The 19667-nt window shown below is 48.0% G+C and carries 17 protein-coding genes, 1 tRNA gene and 2 pseudogenes; 14 read left to right on the plus strand and 6 right to left on the minus strand.

Features of this window, described 5'->3' with window-relative positions; all coding sequences use genetic code 11:
* Positions 1 to 6: 6 nt before the first annotated feature.
* The 5 genes from nqrF (at position 7) to AC2A06_RS00125 (ending at position 4963) form a co-directional block, all read left to right on the plus strand.
* Complete coding sequence (nqrF, locus tag AC2A06_RS00105; protein WP_484378961.1) at positions 7 to 1230, plus strand: NADH:ubiquinone reductase (Na(+)-transporting) subunit F; 1224 nt, start codon at positions 7 to 9, stop codon at positions 1228 to 1230.
* Positions 1231 to 1253: 23 nt separating this feature from the next.
* Positions 1254 to 2270 (plus strand): FAD:protein FMN transferase, encoded by a 1017-nt coding sequence (locus AC2A06_RS00110; protein ID WP_484378962.1) that lies wholly within the window; start codon positions 1254 to 1256, stop codon positions 2268 to 2270.
* Between the two features lie 7 nt (positions 2271 to 2277).
* Positions 2278 to 2505, plus strand: a complete 228-nt coding sequence (gene nqrM, locus AC2A06_RS00115; protein ID WP_023490780.1) for a (Na+)-NQR maturation NqrM — start codon at positions 2278 to 2280, stop codon at positions 2503 to 2505.
* A gap of 156 nt (positions 2506 to 2661) precedes the next feature.
* Entirely contained in the window at positions 2662 to 3720 is a 1059-nt protein-coding gene (gene dinB, locus AC2A06_RS00120) for a DNA polymerase IV (RefSeq protein ID WP_023490779.1), read from the plus strand.
* A gap of 232 nt (positions 3721 to 3952) precedes the next feature.
* Positions 3953 to 4963 (plus strand): hypothetical protein, encoded by a 1011-nt coding sequence (locus AC2A06_RS00125; RefSeq protein ID WP_484378963.1) that lies wholly within the window; start codon positions 3953 to 3955, stop codon positions 4961 to 4963.
* A gap of 34 nt (positions 4964 to 4997) precedes the next feature.
* Here AC2A06_RS00125 and AC2A06_RS00130 read toward each other — a convergent pair.
* A pseudogene (locus tag AC2A06_RS00130) lies at positions 4998 to 5177 on the minus strand (IS1 family transposase); the annotation flags it as partial.
* On the opposite strand from AC2A06_RS00130, the pseudogene AC2A06_RS00135 reads away from it, so the two are divergent.
* A pseudogene (locus AC2A06_RS00135) lies at positions 5177 to 5343 on the plus strand (DUF1198 family protein); the annotation flags it as partial. The pseudogenes AC2A06_RS00130 and AC2A06_RS00135 overlap by 1 nt on opposite strands.
* On the opposite strand, the gene AC2A06_RS00140 reads toward AC2A06_RS00135, so the two are convergent.
* Positions 5322 to 6275 (minus strand): helix-turn-helix domain-containing protein, encoded by a 954-nt coding sequence (locus AC2A06_RS00140; protein WP_484378964.1) that lies wholly within the window; start codon positions 6273 to 6275, stop codon positions 5322 to 5324. The pseudogene AC2A06_RS00135 and the gene AC2A06_RS00140 overlap by 22 nt on opposite strands.
* A gap of 477 nt (positions 6276 to 6752) precedes the next feature.
* Here AC2A06_RS00140 and AC2A06_RS00145 point away from each other — a divergent pair, with 477 nt between their 5' ends.
* Positions 6753 to 7775 (plus strand): alpha/beta hydrolase family protein, encoded by a 1023-nt coding sequence (locus AC2A06_RS00145; RefSeq protein WP_484378965.1) that lies wholly within the window; start codon positions 6753 to 6755, stop codon positions 7773 to 7775.
* A gap of 198 nt (positions 7776 to 7973) precedes the next feature.
* Here AC2A06_RS00145 and pepD read toward each other — a convergent pair whose 3' ends face one another.
* Entirely contained in the window at positions 7974 to 9434 is a 1461-nt protein-coding gene (gene pepD / locus AC2A06_RS00150) for a beta-Ala-His dipeptidase (RefSeq protein WP_484378966.1), read from the minus strand.
* Positions 9435 to 9780: 346 nt separating this feature from the next.
* On the opposite strand from pepD, the gene gpt reads away from it, so the two are divergent.
* From gpt to AC2A06_RS00180, 6 genes are all read left to right on the plus strand, one after another.
* Positions 9781 to 10239: a xanthine phosphoribosyltransferase gene (gpt, locus tag AC2A06_RS00155; protein ID WP_484378967.1), complete on the plus strand. Its 459-nt coding sequence runs from the start codon at positions 9781 to 9783 to the stop codon at positions 10237 to 10239.
* A 322-nt stretch (positions 10240 to 10561) separates the two neighbouring features.
* Positions 10562 to 11809 (plus strand): esterase FrsA, encoded by a 1248-nt coding sequence (gene frsA, locus AC2A06_RS00160; RefSeq protein WP_484378968.1) that lies wholly within the window; start codon positions 10562 to 10564, stop codon positions 11807 to 11809.
* A 118-nt stretch (positions 11810 to 11927) separates the two neighbouring features.
* Entirely contained in the window at positions 11928 to 12317 is a 390-nt protein-coding gene (gene crl / locus AC2A06_RS00165) for a sigma factor-binding protein Crl (RefSeq protein WP_023490772.1), read from the plus strand.
* A 194-nt stretch (positions 12318 to 12511) separates the two neighbouring features.
* The gene (gene proB, locus AC2A06_RS00170) at positions 12512 to 13615 is read left to right on the plus strand and encodes a glutamate 5-kinase (RefSeq protein ID WP_484378969.1); all 1104 of its coding nucleotides are present in this window, start codon (positions 12512 to 12514) and stop codon (positions 13613 to 13615) included.
* A 9-nt stretch (positions 13616 to 13624) separates the two neighbouring features.
* A complete protein-coding gene (gene proA / locus AC2A06_RS00175; RefSeq protein WP_484378970.1) occupies positions 13625 to 14878 on the plus strand; it encodes a glutamate-5-semialdehyde dehydrogenase in 1254 nt (417 codons plus the stop codon).
* A 230-nt stretch (positions 14879 to 15108) separates the two neighbouring features.
* A tRNA-Thr gene (locus AC2A06_RS00180) sits at positions 15109 to 15184 on the plus strand.
* Positions 15185 to 15334: 150 nt separating this feature from the next.
* Here AC2A06_RS00180 and AC2A06_RS00185 read toward each other — a convergent pair.
* From AC2A06_RS00185 to ycaC, 3 genes are all read right to left on the minus strand, one after another.
* Positions 15335 to 16006, minus strand: a complete 672-nt coding sequence (locus AC2A06_RS00185) for a CDGSH iron-sulfur domain-containing protein (RefSeq protein WP_484378971.1) — start codon at positions 16004 to 16006, stop codon at positions 15335 to 15337.
* 79 nt (positions 16007 to 16085) lie between these two features.
* Positions 16086 to 17324 carry a hypothetical protein gene (locus AC2A06_RS00190; protein ID WP_484378972.1) on the minus strand — a complete coding sequence of 413 codons (1239 nt, stop codon included), beginning with the start codon at positions 17322 to 17324 and terminating at the stop codon, positions 16086 to 16088.
* 64 nt (positions 17325 to 17388) lie between these two features.
* Complete coding sequence (ycaC, locus tag AC2A06_RS00195; protein WP_484378973.1) at positions 17389 to 18015, minus strand: isochorismate family cysteine hydrolase YcaC; 627 nt, start codon at positions 18013 to 18015, stop codon at positions 17389 to 17391.
* A gap of 687 nt (positions 18016 to 18702) precedes the next feature.
* Here ycaC and AC2A06_RS00200 point away from each other — a divergent pair.
* Entirely contained in the window at positions 18703 to 19608 is a 906-nt protein-coding gene (locus tag AC2A06_RS00200; protein WP_484378974.1) for a LysR substrate-binding domain-containing protein, read from the plus strand.
* The last annotated feature ends 59 nt before the right edge of the window (positions 19609 to 19667 follow it).

Here is a 19667-nt window from a genome sequence, read left to right on the forward strand (position 1 = left end):
GTATTTATGGAAATTATATTAGGCGTGTTGATGTTTACCGGCATCGTTATGGTGCTGGCGTTACTGATCCTGTTTGCAAAATCCAAGTTAGTGAATACCGGTGATATCACTATTGAAGTGAATGGTGATAAAGATAAAAGCTTTACTGCTCCGGCAGGGGATAAGCTGCTCAATATGCTATCCAGCCAAGGGGTTTTTATCTCCTCGGCTTGTGGCGGCGGCGGTTCCTGTGGGCAGTGCCGGGTGGTGATTAGTGAGGGGGGCGGTGATATTCTGCCGACCGAACTTTCCCATATCAGCAAGCGTGAAGCCAAAGAGGGCTGCCGTTTGGCCTGCCAGGTCAACGTGAAGCAGAGCATGAAAATCGAATTGCCGGAAGAGATTTTCGGCGTGAAGAAATGGGAATGTGAAGTTATCTCTAATGATAACAAAGCAACCTTTATCAAAGAGTTGAAACTGCAAATTCCTGATGGCGAGGATGTGCCTTTCCGTGCTGGTGGCTATATCCAGATTGAAGCACCAGCGCATGAAGTGGATTATGCGGATTTTGATGTGCCGCAGGAATACCGTGAAGATTGGGATAAATTCAATCTGTTCCGCTTCCGTTCGGTGGTCAAAGAGCATTCGGTGCGTGCCTATTCGATGGCAAACTACCCGGATGAGAAAGGCATCATTATGCTGAACGTGCGTATTGCACCGCCGCCGCCGAATAGTCCAGATGCCCCTCCGGGTATTATGTCGTCTTATATCTGGTCGCTGAAAGCGGGGGATAAGGTGACGATTTCTGGGCCATTCGGTGAATTCTATGCCAAAGAGACCGATGCTGAAATGGTGTTTATTGGTGGTGGGGCCGGTATGGCGCCGATGCGCTCGCATATTTTCGATCAGCTGAGACGCCTGAAATCCAAGCGTAAAATGAGTTTCTGGTATGGTGCTCGTTCGCTACGTGAAATGTTCTATCAGGATGACTTCAATCGTCTGCAAGAAGAGAATGAGAATTTCACCTGGAATGTGGCACTCTCTGATCCACTACCAGAAGATAATTGGACTGGCTATACCGGCTTTATTCATAACGTCTTGCTGGAAAATTATCTGAAAAATCACCCCGCACCGGAAGATTGCGAGTTCTATATGTGTGGACCACCGATGATGAACGCAGCAGTGATCAAAATGCTGAAAGATCTCGGCGTTGAAGATGAAAACATCATGCTTGATGATTTTGGCGGTTAATTTTTGTAGTTGGTGACACCAGAATGAAATTTTTCATCACTTTAGCGGCGCTTGGCGCCGCATTTTTGTTAACAGCTTGCGGGCCAAAGCAAGAAAATCTCGATGGTAAAACCATGGGGACCTATTACTCAGTCCGCTATATTCCTGGTGATGGAACACCTTCTGCAGAAAAGTTACAACAAGGGATCGACCAACAGCTGGAGCTGGTGAACCAACAGATGTCGACCTACCGGCCAGATTCCGAGTTGAGCCGTTTTAACCGTAGCCGCGAAATCAACAAACCTTTCCCGGTCTCTGCTGCCACTGCCAAAGTGGTAGTGGAGGCATTGCGCCTTAACCATGTCACTGAAGGTGCCTTGGATGTGACGGTGGGGCCGTTGGTCAACCTCTGGGGTTTTGGCCCTGAGGGGCGTCCAGATAAAGTGCCAAGCGATGAACAGTTGGCGTTACGCCGTAGCTGGACAGGGAGCGAGCATCTTGCGGTAGAAGGCAATGCGCTGGTGAAGCGTATTCCGGAACTGTATGTTGATCTCTCTGCCATCGCCAAAGGTTATGGTGTCGATGTGGTAGCAGAGTATCTGCAATCACAACATGTTGAAAACTATATGGTGGATATTGGCGGGGAAGTTCGTACTCGTGGCCACAATGGTGAAAACAAGGCATGGCGTATCGCTATTGAGCGGCCAACCGCGGGTGTAGAGCAAACGGCACATTTAGTGATTGAGCCGGGCGAGATGGCGATCGCGACATCAGGTGATTACCGTAATTATTTCGAAAAAGACGGTATGCGCTATTCTCATACTATTGACCCGCTTACTGGCAAACCGATCAGCCATAATCTGGTTTCAGTTTCGGTACTCAGTCCATCATGCATGACAGCAGACGGACTTGCCACTGGGTTGAATGTACTGGGGCCAGAACGAGGATTAGCATTGGCGAATCTGTTGGGTATCCCGGTATTTATGATAGTCAAAACAGATAAAGGGTTTGAAGAACGCTACTCCGATGCCTTTAAGCCTTATCTGAAGTCAGGTTCGTGAGGCGATTATGCTGATGACATTCGCTGTATCCTTTGTGCTGTTCCTGTTGGTGGTTGGGGGCATGTCGTTGGGTTATGTTTTCCGGCGCCGCGCCTTGCAGGGCAGTTGTGGTGGCATAACGGCGTTGGGGATAGAAAAGGTCTGTGATTGCCCAGAGCCTTGTGATGCCCGTAAAAAACGGCTGGCAAAAGAAGCAAAACGACGTGAACAGTTGGAAAAACATCGGATCCTATAAAACACCGGATCCTGTAAAAAACCGGATCTTGTGAAATAAGAACTAAGGGTGCTGTTTACAGCACCCTTATTTTATTTCACCAGTCCAAGCGGTAAAACAAGGGGATTGAGCTTTTAATAACAAGCTGTATACTTATACAGTATTATTGGGGGCGTGATGCGTAAAATTATTCATGTTGATATGGATTGCTTCTTCGCGGCGGTAGAGATGCGCGATGACCCTAGCCTGCGCGAAATTCCGCTGGCGATTGGCGGCAGTGCGGATCGGCGTGGTGTGATTAGCACAGCTAACTACCCCGCGCGCCGTTATGGTGTGCATAGCGCCATGGCGACGGCAACGGCACTGAAGTTATGCCCGCATTTGAAATTACTACCGGGGCGGATGGCGGTTTACAAAGAAGTCTCTCTGCATATTCGCGATATCTTTTCACGTTATACGTCGTTGATTGAACCCCTTTCTCTGGACGAAGCCTATCTGGATGTGACTCATAGCACTCACCACCACGGTTCTGCCACGCTGATTGCTCAAGAGATCCGCCAGGCTATTGCCGATGAACTTGAACTAACCGCCTCTGCGGGTATTGCTCCGATCAAATTTCTGGCCAAGATCGCCTCTGAATTGAATAAACCTAATGGCCAATATGTGATTACCCCCGCGCAAGTCCCGGCATTCTTGCAACAATTACCCCTTAGTAAGATCCCTGGTGTAGGGAAGGTCACCGCAAAACGGTTGGAAGAAGTGGGCTTAATCACCTGTGCGGATGTGCAGGGATATGATCTGGCGGCTTTATTAAAACGTTTCGGTAAATTTGGCCGCGTGTTATGGGAACGCTGTCAGGGTATTGATGATCGCGAAATTTCGCCTGATCGCTTACGGAAATCACTCGGTGTTGAACGGACGTTAGCCGTAGATATTCATCACTGGGAAGAGTGTGAAGCCTTGATCAACGAGAAGCTTTACCCTGAGCTTGAAATGCGCTTACGCAAAGTGAAACCCGACCTACATATTGCCCGGCAGGGGGTGAAGCTGAAATTCCACGATTTTCAACAAACAACCCAAGAGCATGTTTGGCCAGTGTTGAACAAAGAGGATTTGCTTAACGTTGCTCATCAGGTATGGCAAAGCCGGCGGGAAGGGCGTGGTGTTCGGTTGGTTGGCTTGCATGTCACTCTGCTCGACCCTCAATTAGAGCGGCAGTTAGTGCTGACGTGGTAATCAAAACCAAGCAGTAAATCATCATTTTTAATCATTAATTTTCAATGTGTTTCGCTCCCTTGTGGTGTGATCATTTCGTGGGAGCTTATCCTGTCGAATTTTTGAGTCAGCGCATGAAAGCTTGTATAAGCTTATTGTCGTTGTTAAAACTAGAAAATAGTTAAAACCAGAAAATAGCTAAAACTAGAAAAATCTTGTCTAGGTAGATATTCAAAAAAGAGGGATAAAGTAAATGGTAATCAGCCAAAAAACGCCAGTAAAAAAATGGACGTGGGCAGACCTGCAAAGCAGTTATCGATTTTGGGGATTAGTTTTTTATTTTGTTGCTTTTGGTTTTAGTCAGTACTTTTTCAGTACTGCTGGCTTGCTCTTTATCAAAGCCAATTCAGACTTGTCCATGACTGATATTGGCACGGTCCATGCAACTCAACAGGCTGGTTTATTCTTTGGCGCAATCCTTGCCTGGGTTGCCAGTCGGATCAAGAATTATTATATGCTTTACCTATTCAGTGGGTTAGTTTTATTGGGTTTTTCTTTGTTCAGTTCTAATCCTGGAAATGTTGAAGTCTTGGTTATAGCAGAATTTTTAATAGGCTTAGGCATCGGGGCGATGTTGCTTATTATTCCGGCCTTTATTGCTGGGGCGATTGGCAGTGTCGAAGCCTTTGTTCTCGCATTTGGTATGCTGGTAACGCTAAAGTTTGGGTTCAATATAGTTATGATGCCAATTTCTACCTATCTCTATACTGCTTCGTTACTTGAAGATCCAGTCGTCTTTTTTACCCTGGTCTCTACTCCCATCATTGTAGGGACTCTGCTTCTTATACCCGTAAAATCCTGTTTGTTTTATGAGTCTCCACCGTTAAGAGAAACACCCCCTCAGCCAGCTAAGTATCGCTCCCCAGTAATAACGTTTTTTCTGTTCGTGGTGCCGTTTTATTATATTTTCTGGTTTGTGAAAATTCATGCGGAAATCAGGACCTTTACCCAATCACCTACGTTATTAACCCCTAAATGTGCTGGGTGGTCGATGTTTTTGCTACCCTTCTTTGTTGCTCCAATTATTGTCTCTAGGCTAAGTGATAATCAATGCACCATAATTGAAAGTAATGGGCAAGTGCCAAGGTATAAAACCTGGTTGGTTGTCCTGTTTGCTTTTCTGTTGTTACCACTCAGCGCGGCATTGATTCAAGCGCAGATGAATGAAATCAGCGGTAACTTGGGGCAAAAGTCGGCGCAGTAATAAAATGGAAATAGGCCCAGATTTCTGGGCCTAAGAGACGTGCGGTATTTCGCGGGCCAAATACGTAGGAGATGACGCGCTTTCGGATACGATCATAGTAATAAAACAGCCAGCGCGGATTGCCTTTACTGCGGACATACGACCACAGCGCCTCGGCTTCACAGCAGATAACGACTTCTGCCCTTGGCTCAACGTTTTGCGTTACCTGATGCGGTGCGAGCAGGTTTGTCGCCAGAATTACATAACGAGCACACCGAAGCCGCCCTGTTCTATTTTGCCGAACTGTATATCGCCCCTTTGAATTGGCTCAATTTCGCCGTGCCTATAATGAACACTATAACAACCTGATGATCGCGCATCAGCACGAAGTAGATGAATGATTTTGACGCCATTCACTCGGGTTAACACCGTAAACACGTCTGAATTCGCGGTTAAAATTTGACTTGGTGTTAAACCCTGCATCCAGCATAACTTCAGTCACTGTACTCTCACTGTGTACAAGCCGCTGTGCAGCATATTGAATTCGCATCTTATTAATAAATTGGGACACGTTCATTCCTGTCTGTTGGTTAATTGCCTGTGATATTTTACGTGCAGGCAACCCCACCTTACGGGCCAAGAGCGCTAAATTAAGGTCGGCATCCAGATACAGATGTTCATGCAGCAAGCGTTGGTTGATTTGGTTGAACCAGTTTTCATAAAGCGCCACATCATGGGGTGAAGCGCTAGATAATTGCACTTCGTGGCCCACTTCTGTGCTTGATTGCCGCCAACTTATTGGCGACATCAACACGACGAGAATAAAAATGGTCACGTTAGCAAAGGTAATCAGTTTCCCTACATGTACACCCGACATGAGGGCAAAATCCATGACAATAAGCGACTCGATAACACCGCTCATGATGAGTAAAATCGCCGCTCCAAACCACAGCGGATGGCTGGTGCTGCTTTCCTTTGTGGTAAATAACTGATTGTTTTTATTGTGAAGTCTAAAATTACGAAGCACCGCGAAACCATACCCCAAGTAACTCACGATAATGATCCAATCCAATATCACTGGGATAACGTGTTGCGCGAACAAGACCAGAACAGATAAAACAAAAGTGTGCGAGGCAATTTTGCCTAATGAGCCTATTACACACTGCATGTAGGCGAAATGGCACAACAAGGGGATTAAAACAGCACCTATAGGTTGCAATTTGCCTACCCATGCCATTTGGTAGCCAAAACGCATACCTATCAACGCACTTTGCCAAACGCAAACAATTAGCAATAACTGTAATACCCAACGCCCCTTGGTTGGCCACTCCATTCGCAGTAGTAGCCCAAAGCACAATAAACTCAATAAAAATGATAGTGGGATTAGTAACACAAGTCCCTCATCCTTCCGGAAGTAAAAAAGGCGATTCTAGACGGTTAAAATTTTAATACCAGAATACCGACACACATTACCCAAAATGGGCAAGGTGAACAGTTGGCTGTCCCACTCCCCCCAGTCACCTATTTGTATAAGTTGTTCAAATCAGTCGCTGACCGATTTGTCGCTCAGTAAACTCGACGTATTTAGGGTATGGAGGACAGCCATTAAAACCACAATACAGCGAATGTTATTACGCAGAAGTCACCTGACTTAGCTCCCAGACTGCCTGGTTCAGCCTGGTTCTATGGGCACATGCTCGCCCGCTGCATCTGGGAGCAAAATTTTGAAGACCTAAAACACGATCAAGGTCGCGTATGACGTTCTCCGTCCTCATCCTTGAGTTTTCTATTCAAATCAGGATGAACAGCGATGAAAATAGTTACACTTTTATGGGTCTTTTTCTGCACAACAGCGATAGCATCGGATTGGCAAGTTGGCAGTAGGATACAGATTTTTCATAATGAAGAACGCCAACTGGTTTCGAGGATCTACTATCCAACCTCGTCTCATGAAAAACGACAGAAAATAAGCAATAATCCAGTATTTGTCAGTAGCGAGGCACAACTTAACGCCCCCCCTGCAGCAGGGCCTTTTCCTCTGGTGATATTAAGTCACGGCAGTGGCGGCAATAAAGAAAGTCTGTCTTGGTTAGCGTACGCGTTAGTACAACGCGGTATCATTGTTATCGCAACGGATCACCCTGGCAGCACTACTGGTAACTCCGTACCTGCGCAGTCGATTCGGTTATGGGAGCAGACACGCGATATTTCCGCGTTGCTTGACGATGTTCTCGTCGATCCTACCTGGCAGCCCCGGATCTCATCCCAAGCTATTGGGGTAATCGGCCATTCAAAAGGTGGGTACAGTGCTATTGCACTACTGGGCGGGCGAGTATCTCTGAGAGACTTTTCCGCCGGATGCCAACAGCAACCTGACTCACCAAACTGTATTTTTTACAAAGGGGTCCATTTAGAGCAGGTTCCAGCAACAAAATTTGATGCAGATTATCGAGACAATCGGATCCAGTTCGCGGTTGCGCTTGATCCGGGTATGGTGCCCTATCTCCAGCCATCCAGCTTGAAAACGTTGAGTGCCCCGCTACTGATCGTTGCTGTACAGCACTATATCCCTGGCAACCAAGCGGTCAACTTGCAAGGCAATATGTTGGCCGCTTACCAAGGCAAATACCCCATCATTGCAACACAACTCGCAGGAGCTAACCATTTCGACTTTTTACCTCTATGCAAACCTACAGCCACCGCACTCTTGGCAGAGGAGGGGGAAGCCTATATTTGTGGATCGCTGATGGCGCAACGTCAAAAAATCCATCACCAAACGATCAAACACATTCTGAAATTTATTGCCCCCTGGCTTAAGCACGCGGGTGCTTAAAGGTACAAGCCGTTATTGCGCCACTTGAAATGGGGTAAATATACCCATCAGACATCAATTTGCTTGAGTGTTGACTGCCATTAATCCTCAGGAGCATAGATAATGGTGTGACTTGGGTGATTGAGCGCGACTAACACCCAATGAACTTGAAGTATTAAGTGGTATAGGCCCAGATTTCTGGGCCTAAGAGACGTGGTATTAGCTACGCTCAGGAATCGCGTTTAGCAGTTCGGTTAGCAGTATCCAGTATTGACCCACACTGGCGATATGCACCTGCTCATCTGGGGAGTGAGGCCCGGTAATGGTTGGCCCAATGGAGACCATATCCATATTCGGATAGGGCTTTTTGAACAGACCACATTCCAACCCAGCGTGGATCACCATGATATTTGGCGTCTTGTTGAACAGCCTCTGGTAGGTTTCACGAACCAGTTGCATCACCGGTGAATGGGCATCCGGTTGCCAGCCAGGGTAACTACCCTTGGCAACACCTTTGGCGTTAGCCAGTTGGCCCAGCGCAGCCAGCATCCCGACAACATAGTCTTTGCCGCTGTCGATCAAAGAACGCACCAAACAGATGATTTGGGCTTCTTGTTCGCTGGTTGTCACCACGCCAACGTTCAGCGATGTTTCTACCACGCCTTGCACTTCATCACTCATGCGAATCACACCGTTAGGTGTTGCATTTAACAGCGACACTAAACGGTTCTGGCAATCGGCGGTCAATGCTTGTAGCGAGCTGTTAGCCGGTTCTAACATTACTGTGATGTTTTTCTCTTTGGCCGCCAGTTCGTTCTTCAGAATAGTCAGAAACTTTTGGCTTAAGGCTTTCAGCGCATCGGCTTGCTCGGCGGGCACGGCGACCACGGCAGCCGCTTCACGTGGAATGGCATTACGCAACGTCCCCCCATTGAGCTCCAACAGGCGCAGATTCAACTCTTGAGAATGAGCACACAGGAAACGTGCCAGCAGTTTATTGGCATTTCCCAGGCCAAGATGGATATCTCCACCGGAGTGGCCGCCCTTTAGCCCTTTGAGGATCAGTTTGAAGGTTTGGTAGCCAGCAGGCAGCGCTTCACGTTGCAGTGGCAGCGTAGTGATGAAATCAATACCCCCCGCGCAGCCCATGTAGATTTCGCCTTCTTCTTCTGAGTCGGTATTGATCAGAATATCGGCTTGCAACCAGTTGGGTTGTAAACCGAAAGCACCATCCATACCGGCTTCTTCGGTCATGGTGAGCAACACTTCCAGTGGGCCGTGTTCAACACTGTCGTCAGCCAGAACCGCCAGCGCAGAAGCCATGCCAATACCGTTATCGGCACCCAGCGTGGTACCACGTGCTTTAACCCATTCGCCATCGATATAAGGTTGTATTGGATCTTTGGCAAAGTCGTGAACGGTATCGTTATTTTTCTGTGGCACCATATCCAGGTGGGCTTGTAGCGCCACTGGTTTGCGGTTTTCCATACCTTTGGTTGCGGGTTTACGTAGCAGCAAGTTGCCAACCTGATCACGCTCGACATGCAGGTTCTTGGTTTTAGCCCAGTCCAGAATGTGCTGTGCCAGCGCTTCTTCATGATATGAAGGGTGTGGTATAGAACAGATTTTGGCGAAAATATCCCACAGCGGCTGTGGCGAAAGTTGAGACAATTCAGACACTATAAGTCTCCTGTAACAGCATTCTTATCAGCGAGTGAATGCCGTGCGGTTAGAGTGAGTGGTTATCTGTGCTTAGTGGCACGATGCTCAGAGAATATCACTTTATTCTGGCGTGTGCGCGTACCGCATTGAGCTGTTTTGCTCGCTGATCGTTCAAGCATCACAGACCTTTACTAGCCTGACATGCCGATGAAGGCTCAATGACAGCAAAGGTTATCAGACGAAATACCGATGAATCCTTGCACTTCAACTGGTATTCGGCGCTGGTAGTCTCTATAATCTCGCGCAACCTTTTTTCTCCTAATTATTTAGTTAAGCCGCATCTTGCGGACCTGGACACCATTCTATGAGCGAAAAATACGTTGTTACTTGGGATATGTTGCAAATGCATGCGCGCAAATTAGCACACCGCTTGCTGCCTGCAGAGCAATGGAAAGGCATTATTGCCGTTAGCCGTGGTGGTTTAGTACCCGCTTCGTTGCTGGCGCGTGAGCTGAGTATCCGTCATGTTGATACCGTTTGTATTTCCAGCTATGACCATGACAACCAACGTGAAATGAAAGTGCTCAAACGTGCTGAAGGTGACGGTGAAGGTTTTATCGTGGTTGATGACTTGGTAGATACCGGTGGTACTGCCCAAGCGATCCGCGAGATGTACCCTAAGGCGCATTTTGTCACCATCTTCGCCAAGCCTGCTGGTCGCCCATTGGTTGACGATTATGTGGTTGATATTCCGCAGGATACCTGGATCGAACAGCCATGGGATATGGCGGTCACTTTCGTCCCACCGATTAGCAGCCGCTAAGCAAATTATCCTATTTAGCATACCAACGCCTGGCTTAATCTATACCCTACGTGCATCACGACGGGATTAGGGGCTCTGGCGTTGGCTGATTGCGTTATTTTCTGTAAATCTCTGTATTTCACGAGTGGAACTTTGGTTTCTGTTGCCAGAGTTAGGTACACTATCCCTCTCTATTCCGGCTAGATAGACTCAAGTTTGTTCAAGTGGCAGGCAGTAATCACACAAAGCCAAACCATAGACTTCGTAAAGCCACTGATAGCCCGATACTTGAATAACACTGGATATCAAGCCTTGGTACAAGATTTTGAAGATGGTGATGACTATGGCACAAGCCAACCTTTCTGAAGTGCTGTTCAAACCCTCATTTAAGCATGTCGAAACCTCAGTGCTGGTCACTCGTGCTCACCATGTTGTTGGCGCGGATATGCACTCTACCCTAGAGGGGGATACTGATTGCAACTGGTATCGTATGCTCAACCATCTATTGTGGACGTGGCGCGGCATTGACCCACTGGAAGTGAGTGAAGTGTTAGCGCGTATTGCTGCTTCTAACGCTGAGCATAGCGATGATCATCTGCTTGATACGGTGGTAGGTTACCGTAACGGTAACTGGATCTACGAGTGGGTACGCCAAGGGATGCAATGGCAGCAACGGGCGCAGGAGCAGACAGATCCGCTGGTGGGGGGGGAGTATTGGTTGAAGGCGACCAATTTATACAGCCTGGCAGGTTATCCGCATCTGAAAGGGGATGAATTGGCGGAACAGGCAGAGGTACTCGCTAATCGTGCTTATGAAGAGGCCGCACTGCTGTTGCCGTATCAGTTAAAATCGCTGGAGTTCGCCATTGAAGGGGGGGGCTCTATCTCCGGTTTCCTGCATATGCCGGATAGCGGCCAGGCACCTTTCCCAACGGTTTTGATATGCGGCAGCCTGGATACACTGCAAACCGACTATCACCGTTTGTTCCGTGATTATCTTGCCCATAATGGTATTGCGATGCTGACTATCGACATGCCTTCTATTGGCTCATCCTATAAATGGAAACTGACCCAGGACTCCAGTTTCCTGCATCAGCAAGTATTACAGCAATTGCCATCCATACCTTGGATAGATCATACGCGTGTGTGCGCATTTGGTTTCCGCTTTGGTGCCAATGTGGCAGTGAGGTTGGCTTATCTGGAATCACAGCGCTTACGGGCTGTCGCCTGTGTCGGCCCAATGGTGCATAACGTATTGTGTCAAGTGCAATGCCAGGATCATGTGCCTGATATGTACATGGATGTATTGGCCAGCCGAATGGGGATGTCCAATGCTTCTGATGTGGCATTGAAAACGGAGCTCAATCGCTATTCCCTGAAAATTCAGGGTTTACTGGGTCGCCGTTGCCCAACGCCGATGCTCTCTGCTTATTGGGACGAGGATCCCCTCAGCCCGAAAGAAGAATCGCAATTAATTGTCTCTTCTTCTTTAAAAGGTAAGTTAATCCGCATCCCGCGTTCTCCGGCTTATCAGAGCTTTCATAAATCATTGCTGCGCATTTGTGATTGGTTGAAAGATAAAATGAACTAATGACTTGCTAATTTACAATAGTTTGTTAAAAAGGGTGGCCATACCCATATGTATTCCAATTGTCGCCAATATCTCCGTACCCTGAACAGGGTGGGGGATATATTGAGGAGGTTAAAGAATGACATTACCAAGTGGCCATCCTAAAAGCCGGCTAATGAAACGCTTCGCCAGTCTGGGGCCCTATTTGCGCGAAGAACAGTGCGAGAATGACTGTTTTTTCTTTGATTGCTTAGCGGTTTGTACCAATGTTAAACCCGCACCGGAAAACCGTGAATTTTGGGGCTGGTGGGTTGAGCTGCAAGCAGAGGGATGCCGTTTTATCTATAACTATCACATCGGTTTATTTGATAAAGCAGGTGATTGGCAAGCGGAGAAAATTAAAGATACTGAAGTTAGCGAAAAACTGGAAACCACGCTACGCGACTTCCATCGTCGTTTGGGTGAATTGTTGACCAGTATGGAGTTGCTCTTGGTTCCTGCTGATGATGGTAACGAACAACCAATCTAACTTTCGGCTTAACCTGTTCTGCTGTTATGTATAAGCGTATTCCATTTGCCGTCAAGCTGGCGACAAATGGAATAGTGCTGAGGAATGGTGCTGAGGATATTTACGCTGAAATTGCATTATGCCTGTTGGCATAACGCCCATCTCCTGCTACAACGTCTTTTGCGTTTCCTTCTTACTCCAATGGCAGAAATATTATGAATAGCAGCCAGACATTGGTTGTGAAATTGGGTACTAGCGTACTGACGGGTGGTTCACTACGCCTTAATCGTGCTCATATTGTTGAACTGGTGCGCCAATGCGCGCAGCAACATGCTGCTGGGCACCGTATTGTTATTGTGACTTCTGGGGCCATTGCCGCAGGGCGCGAGCACTTGGGCTACCCAGAACTACCGGCAACCATTGCCTCCAAACAGTTGCTGGCCGCAGTAGGGCAGAGCCGCCTGATTCAGTTATGGGAACAACTGTTCTCCATCTATGGTATCCATATCGGCCAGATGTTACTGACGCGTGCTGATTTAGAAGATCGTGAACGGTTCCTCAATGCCCGTGACACCATGAGCGCATTGCTCGATAACCGCATTGTGCCGGTCATTAACGAAAACGACGCAGTCGCGACGGCAGAAATCAAGGTGGGTGATAACGATAATCTGTCGGCTTTGGCTGCCATTCTGGCTGGTGCCGATAAGTTGTTACTGCTGACCGATCAGCAAGGCTTGTACACCGCCGATCCGCGTAATAACCCGTCGGCGGAACTGATCCGTGAAGTACATGGCATTGATGATGCGTTACGTGCCATCGCCGGTGACAGTGTTTCCGGGTTGGGAACAGGGGGTATGGGCACCAAGTTACAAGCGGCAGATGTTGCTTGTCGTGCCGGTATTGATGTGATCATTGCTGCAGGTAGCAAACCCGGTGTCGTGGCTGATGTGATAGCCGGCAACCCGGTAGGCACGCGCTTTCATGCCCTGCAAACCCCATTGGAGAACCGTAAACGCTGGATTTTTGGTGCCCCCCCTGCGGGTGAGGTCACTATTGATGATGGCGCAGCGGAAGCGATGATGGCCCGTGGTAGCTCATTGCTGCCGAAGGGGATCTGTGAGGTTAAAGGTGACTTCTCACGTGGCGAGGTGATCCGTATTCGTAACCAGGCGGGTCGCGACCTGGCTCATGGGGTCAGCCGTTATAATAGTGATGCGATGCGCATGATCGCCGGGCATCATTCACAGCAAATCAACGAGATCTTGGGTTACGAATATGGCCCTGTGGCAGTCCATCGTGACGATATGATTGTTAGTTAAGAGGTGAACATGCTCGAGCAGATGGGTAAAGCAGCCAAACAGGCATCTTGGCAATTGGCAGCGCTGAGTACCGCGCAAAAAAACCAGGTGTTGGCAGTGATGGCCGACATGTTGGAAGCGAATAGTGCCGCTATCCTACAGGCAAATGAACAAGATATGGTGCAAGCGCGCGCTGCCGGGATGAGTGATGCTCTGCAGGATCGCCTGTTACTGACGCCAGCCCGTTTGACTGCCATCGCTGATGATGTGCGTCAAGTATGTCGCTTGAGTGATCCCGTTGGTCATATTTTGGATGGCAGCTTGTTGGATAGCGGCTTAAAATTGGAGCGCCGCCGTGTGCCACTGGGTGTTATCGGTGTTATTTATGAAGCCCGCCCTAACGTGACCATTGATGTAGCCAGCCTATGCCTGAAAACCGGTAACGCGGTGATTTTGCGTGGTGGGAAAGAGACCCACCATACCAACCAGGCTATGGTGAAAGTGATCCAACTGGCTTTGGCAGAATGCCATTTGCCGCCAGCGGCGGTACAGGCGATTGAAAGCCCAGATCGTGAATGGGTGAATCAATTACTGCGTCTGGATCGCTATGTCGATATGTTGATCCCACGGGGTGGCCCGGGGCTGCATAAATTGTGCCGCGAGCAATCGACCATTCCGGTTATCACCGGGGGGATTGGCGTGTGTCATATCTATGTGGATGACAACGTCGATTATGACAAAGCTTTAACCGTGATTGAAAATGCCAAAGCCCAGCGCCCCAGTGCTTGCAACTCACTAGAAACCTTACTGGTTAACCGCTCCATTGCTGCGAGCTTTTTGCCCGCGCTGAGCGCCCGTATGGCGACCGCAGGGCTGACATTGCACGCCAGTGATAATGCCATGCGGCTGTTACAGGCGGGGCCTGCGAAGGTCGTCCCCGTTGCGGCAGAAGATTACGACGACGAATGGCTTTCCCTGGATCTGAATGTTGCGCTGGTGGACGATATCGATCAGGCCATTGAGCATATCCGTATCCACGGCACCAACCATTCAGACGCAATTCTGACCCGTTCATTAAGTCATGCTGAATACTTTGTGCGAGCGGTTGATTCCGCTGCCGTTTACGTCAATGCCAGCACGCGCTTTACCGATGGTGGTCAGTTTGGTCTGGGGGCAGAAGTGGCAGTCAGCACCCAAAAACTGCATGCCCGTGGCCCGATGGGGCTAGATGCCTTAACCACTTACAAATGGATTGGTTACGGCGACGATTTAGTGCGTAGCTAGCCCGTCGGCAAGCTGGTCTTGGTGGTTAACCGCCGGGGTGCAGGGGCTGTGTAATACGGTTACTGTGCCCTGGTGTGATACGCAAGTTCAATCAAGATGCAGGTAGGCGTAATACAAGGTATACAGTTGGCGTGAAATATAGCAGATGGTGAGTTAGCTATTGACTCATCCTCTGCTTTTGCATAATTTGGTCAACGCATTCCGGCATACATTGCTGTGCCAGATTCAATGCCGATATAGCTCAGTTGGTAGAGCAGCGCATTCGTAATGCGAAGGTCGTAGGTTCGACTCCTATTATCGGCACCATTCAAACTTTTCCCAAGTCTATCGAAGTTAACTAAAACCCCGTATAGCAAGGATTGCAGCTCGTTTCTTATCCCCCATTATCAATCCAGTTCAACGGAAATCAAGTAACAAATGGGGGCATGCTGTATTCGGTCTAGGGAGATGTCCCCATTAGCTCTTGTCTTTAAATCCGATACTAACGTGAGAGCCATCACAGAAAGGTTTATTACCGGAAGCACCGCAGCGGCAAAGCGCTAATCGATTACGTTGTTCGTAATCACCGGTTTCTGCTGAATCAAGAGCAACGTCTCCACGGACATAGAGGCCTGCGCTGACACCTTTTTCAGGATCTTCCACCACGCAAATCACCGCTTCGTATTCATCTTCCACCAGCTTGCTATCAACCAATGCAGTCAGACGCCCAGATGGACAGGCGCTGGCACCAATAATAGCCTCTGCTTTATTACTGGGGTTACTGGATTTTTCGGTCAGTGTCCAGACCTCAACGCCATGTTTTCTATGGCAAAAACGACCAAAGGCACAGCGGTTATCATCCAGAAGCTCAAACCCATCGCCTTGCTCAACTTGTACCCGGTCAAGATAAGGCGCTTTGTTGGCGGTTTCTGTACCATCAAAATGGGCGGTACTATGTGAGCCGTCACAGAAGGGTTTATTCTTTGAGTGGCCACAGCGGCACAGGCTATAATTATCTTGCGTCTCGAAGGTTTTAACCGTGTTTTGCTGCATAACACCATCTTTACCAGGGGAATTGATCACTCCAACGAGTTTGGTTTTTCCCGTAATCAGGTAAGGACCATTTTTGGCGATTGTAATTTTATTCATAAAAGCCTTCCATTATTTTAAAAAATCACTTTCTAGCCGCAAGCCAGCCCAAAAAATGAGCTGGTTTGCCAGTGGTTTATTAATTGCCGGTTACAGCGACATGACCAATACGTAATGCATTGACCGTCCCAAGAATTTCCAACTTGTTAATGTCCTTGCCATGGGCCATCACGCCACCATCTATTTCGATTTCTTGTACCGAGCCACCGGGCTTAACGCTGAGAGCAATGGCCGATAAGGTGACAACCACCCCTTTGACTAATGAGTCACCGGTACCCCCGAAGGTTTCAATGCCACGACGCACACACAGGCGGCCAATCGGTTTGCTGATCTGAATGCCGATGGCACCATCCGCATGCGTGGTGATACGATCGAATTCGGCGATATTCACACAGCCGTCATAGACGTTAAAACCGCGAGCCCCCTGACCGAAGGTTTCAATCGGGGCTCGCACATACAGCTCATTCACATTGCCGAAATTGACAAAACCGATGCCGCTAGGGCCATATGAAGTTAGTTTGGCCTCTGCCTCCCAAAGGTCAACGTTGCCCCAATTATCCAGCACCATATCGTTGACACCGTAGGTCACTACCGGGCCTTTGTTGCGGACAACATCGACGAAAGCGTTATATACCGTGAATACCCCACCAGTAATCTGGTTTGGCGTCCCTGGCACAATTTTGCCATCACTGTAGACGGCTCCGGTTTCAAGGAGGGGGGCACTGAGTTTGCCACCGTTCAAAGTACCACTAACAAAGATCCCGCTGCCAAACACTGGGGCGTTAGCTCTACCGGCAGAAAGGCCAACCAGGCTCGCGGTGATCATAACGCTTTGATCGCTCTGCGTGTTCCATAATGTAAATGCCCCTTGAGTCACATTGACTCCATAGCCATTGGGCTTTTCATTTAGCGCACGGGTATCCGCTGCAATCACATCCAACCCGTCGACCTCAACATGTCCAGCGCGGACTTTATCCTGTGCAAGAATTTGCACTTGCCCAATAGTAGAAATTTGGCTCAGTCTTAGTTGGCCTAAGTTATCAAGCTGGGTATCGTTAAAAATAGCCCGTTTATCAACCGATGTTTCCAGATAAAGCCCTGTAACCTGGTTGTCGCAAGTCAGTTGCAGGCCATCGACGCCTTGGGCAAACAACAACTTTGCTTCTTCATTCTCACCACTCAGTATCTTGCCCGGGGCCAAGCGGATGGAGGGCAGTTTGGAAAGGGCACCACGTACAATGATGTGCTGGCAGGTATTGTCTTCAAGTACTGTTTGTAATGCTTCGACGGTGGATACGATTTTCGATGAAACAGTCATAGTATTTTTGTCCCGGTATTCGGTATTGTTTGTCTGTAATGATCTCAAACCATGAAATCTCTGTTTATTTTTTAGCTATTGCAGCGTTGTAGCTGGCCATTACATTGCTGTAGTCTGGAATATGGTTGGCAAACAATGTTGCTATGCCCTCAATATCATTTCGCCAGTCGCGATGTAATTCGCAAGCAACGCCAAACCATGACATCAGTTGTGCACCAGCCTGCGACATGCGATCCCATGCGGCATTGCGGGTGATTTCGTTGAAAGTACCGGAAGCGTCGGTGACCACGAACACGTCATAACCTGCTTCTATAGCGGATAATACCGGGAATGTCACACAGACTTCGGTGACGACACCCGCAATAATCAGTTGTTTCTTACCTGTTGCTTTAACGGCATTAACGAAATCTTCGTTATCCCAAGCATTGATATTTCCGGGGCGAGCAATATAAGGGGCGTCAGGAAATAGTTTTTTAATTTCAGGGAGTATTGGGCCATTCGGTCCCACTTCGAAGCTGGTAGTAAGAACGCTGGGTAACTTGAAATACTTGGCCATATCAGCGAGAGCCAATACGTTATTTTTAAATTTATCGGGCTCGATATCACGGACTAAAGACATCAACCCTGCCTGATGGTCAATAAACAGAACGGCAGCGTCATTTTTATCAAGACGGATATAAGGTTTGCTCATTATATTCTCCTAAGGAATAATTAACTGATTGATTACATTTAACTCACCAAAATAAATACATAACTACATTTTATTGAAGTAAATACCATTGAAACAAATAATGTTTTATTGGTAATCGCACGCCCATTAATAAGAGCCGTACTGTGAAATATTGCCAACATGGCGTTCCCGCCTTCAGGTAACGTAAATGCGCTTAAACCAGTTTTTGATAGACCAAGATCTCAGACATTCATCGGGGTGAATTGAATTTTTTATGTCATATTCCCGCACTGGTTGCCTCCATTGCCTATCCCATGGGTTAATCACCCCAGATTCCTTGTCGAATATTGGTGAGCAAGTTGCCCTTGATAAAAGATAGAGATGTTCTCAAGGCCTCTATGTGGATATTATCCCACTTTCCCTAGGTGTTCCCGTCGGAAATAATAAAGTGGGAGCAGTGTCATCAAGCATCAGGAAAGGACGACTTTTTTTGCTACGGGCGATGTATGAAAACAGTGTCCGTACCGGGAAGATACCTCCTATCTAATGATGCCGAGGCGTACTGTGAATACTCAAATCCTTTTTCGTTTAGTGCTTGGTAACGGATATATCAGCAAACTATACAGAGAGTATAGATTTACACTTCATCCCTCGGTAGTATGCTAATTTAATTATCACTTTTCTATTTTTAGAATGATGAACAATATTATGCAGGATTTGAATGACCTCTATTACTTTGTACAAATCGTGAAATATGGTGGTTTAGCGCCAGCTAGCCGGGCATTGGGTATCCCTATCTCTAAGCTAAGTCGCCGCCTTGCCATGCTGGAAGAGCGGTTGCACGTTCGTCTGATTAAGCGTTCGACACGTCATTTCTTTGTGACGGAAATCGGCCAAACCTACTATGGACATTGCTTGGCGATGTTGACCGAAGCGGAAGCCGCACAACAATCTATTGAGGCGGTAAGGGCAGAGCCGTGTGGCAAGATCCGTATTACCTGCCCAGTGATGTTAGTTCAAGCCTATGTAGGCGTTATGCTGGCTGACTTTATGGCGCAGTACCCACTGCTGACAGTAGAATTGGAAGTAACCAGTCGGCAAGTGGATATGATCAGTGAAGGGGGGGACTTGTCTATCTACGTGCGCCCACCACCGCTGCAGGACAGTAATCTGGTTATGCGTATTTTAAGCGATTGCGGGCAATCGATGGTTGCCAGCCCAAAGTTGGTTCACCAGTATGGTGGGGTCCCCTTGCTACCCTGTGAACTTAATCGGCTACCCAGTCTCAGCCGGCCATCGCCACAAGCCAGTTGCTGGACACTTTACAACCAGGATGACATACAGGCTGTGGTGTACCACAACCCACGTTTTATCACTATGGACTGGATGGTACTAAGAGACGCAGCCATAGCCGGCATAGGGATTGTACAACTACCATTGATGGCCGTGAGGCAACAGCTTAACGAGGGCTCACTCATCAAGTTGGTACCTGAATGGGCACCTATTAGAGAGTTAATCCATATCGTATTCCCCTCAAAGCGTGGGTTATTACCTGCTGTCCGTCTATTGATCGACTATTTGGCCCAGCGTTTCGCGGAACTGCATCTCGATTAAAGTGGCAACTGTAATCATCCCTTAAATTGGCCTATTCACATTTATAGACCTTCTGGCAT

This window comes from Serratia sp. HNCC26DJ244, assembly GCF_057180565.1.

What these genes read in the sequence shown, in the direction of transcription:
- AC2A06_RS00200 (WP_484378974.1), top strand. Translation starts at nt 18,703, where the DNA reads ATGCAGGATTTGAATGACCTCTATTACTTTGTACAAATCGTGAAATAT.
- ycaC (WP_484378973.1), bottom strand. Translation starts at nt 18,015, where the DNA reads ATGAGCAAACCTTATATCCGTCTTGATAAAAATGACGCTGCCGTTCTG.
- AC2A06_RS00145 (WP_484378965.1), top strand. Translation starts at nt 6,753, where the DNA reads ATGAAAATAGTTACACTTTTATGGGTCTTTTTCTGCACAACAGCGATA.
- gpt (WP_484378967.1), top strand. Translation starts at nt 9,781, where the DNA reads ATGAGCGAAAAATACGTTGTTACTTGGGATATGTTGCAAATGCATGCG.
- AC2A06_RS00110 (WP_484378962.1), top strand. Translation starts at nt 1,254, where the DNA reads ATGAAATTTTTCATCACTTTAGCGGCGCTTGGCGCCGCATTTTTGTTA.
- AC2A06_RS00185 (WP_484378971.1), bottom strand. Translation starts at nt 16,006, where the DNA reads ATGAATAAAATTACAATCGCCAAAAATGGTCCTTACCTGATTACGGGA.
- dinB (WP_023490779.1), top strand. Translation starts at nt 2,662, where the DNA reads ATGCGTAAAATTATTCATGTTGATATGGATTGCTTCTTCGCGGCGGTA.
- AC2A06_RS00190 (WP_484378972.1), bottom strand. Translation starts at nt 17,324, where the DNA reads ATGACTGTTTCATCGAAAATCGTATCCACCGTCGAAGCATTACAAACA.
- crl (WP_023490772.1), top strand. Translation starts at nt 11,928, where the DNA reads ATGACATTACCAAGTGGCCATCCTAAAAGCCGGCTAATGAAACGCTTC.
- AC2A06_RS00140 (WP_484378964.1), bottom strand. Translation starts at nt 6,275, where the DNA reads ATGGAGTGGCCAACCAAGGGGCGTTGGGTATTACAGTTATTGCTAATT.
- nqrM (WP_023490780.1), top strand. Translation starts at nt 2,278, where the DNA reads ATGCTGATGACATTCGCTGTATCCTTTGTGCTGTTCCTGTTGGTGGTT.
- proA (WP_484378970.1), top strand. Translation starts at nt 13,625, where the DNA reads ATGCTCGAGCAGATGGGTAAAGCAGCCAAACAGGCATCTTGGCAATTG.
- frsA (WP_484378968.1), top strand. Translation starts at nt 10,562, where the DNA reads ATGGCACAAGCCAACCTTTCTGAAGTGCTGTTCAAACCCTCATTTAAG.
- nqrF (WP_484378961.1), top strand. Translation starts at nt 7, where the DNA reads ATGGAAATTATATTAGGCGTGTTGATGTTTACCGGCATCGTTATGGTG.
- AC2A06_RS00125 (WP_484378963.1), top strand. Translation starts at nt 3,953, where the DNA reads ATGGTAATCAGCCAAAAAACGCCAGTAAAAAAATGGACGTGGGCAGAC.
- proB (WP_484378969.1), top strand. Translation starts at nt 12,512, where the DNA reads ATGAATAGCAGCCAGACATTGGTTGTGAAATTGGGTACTAGCGTACTG.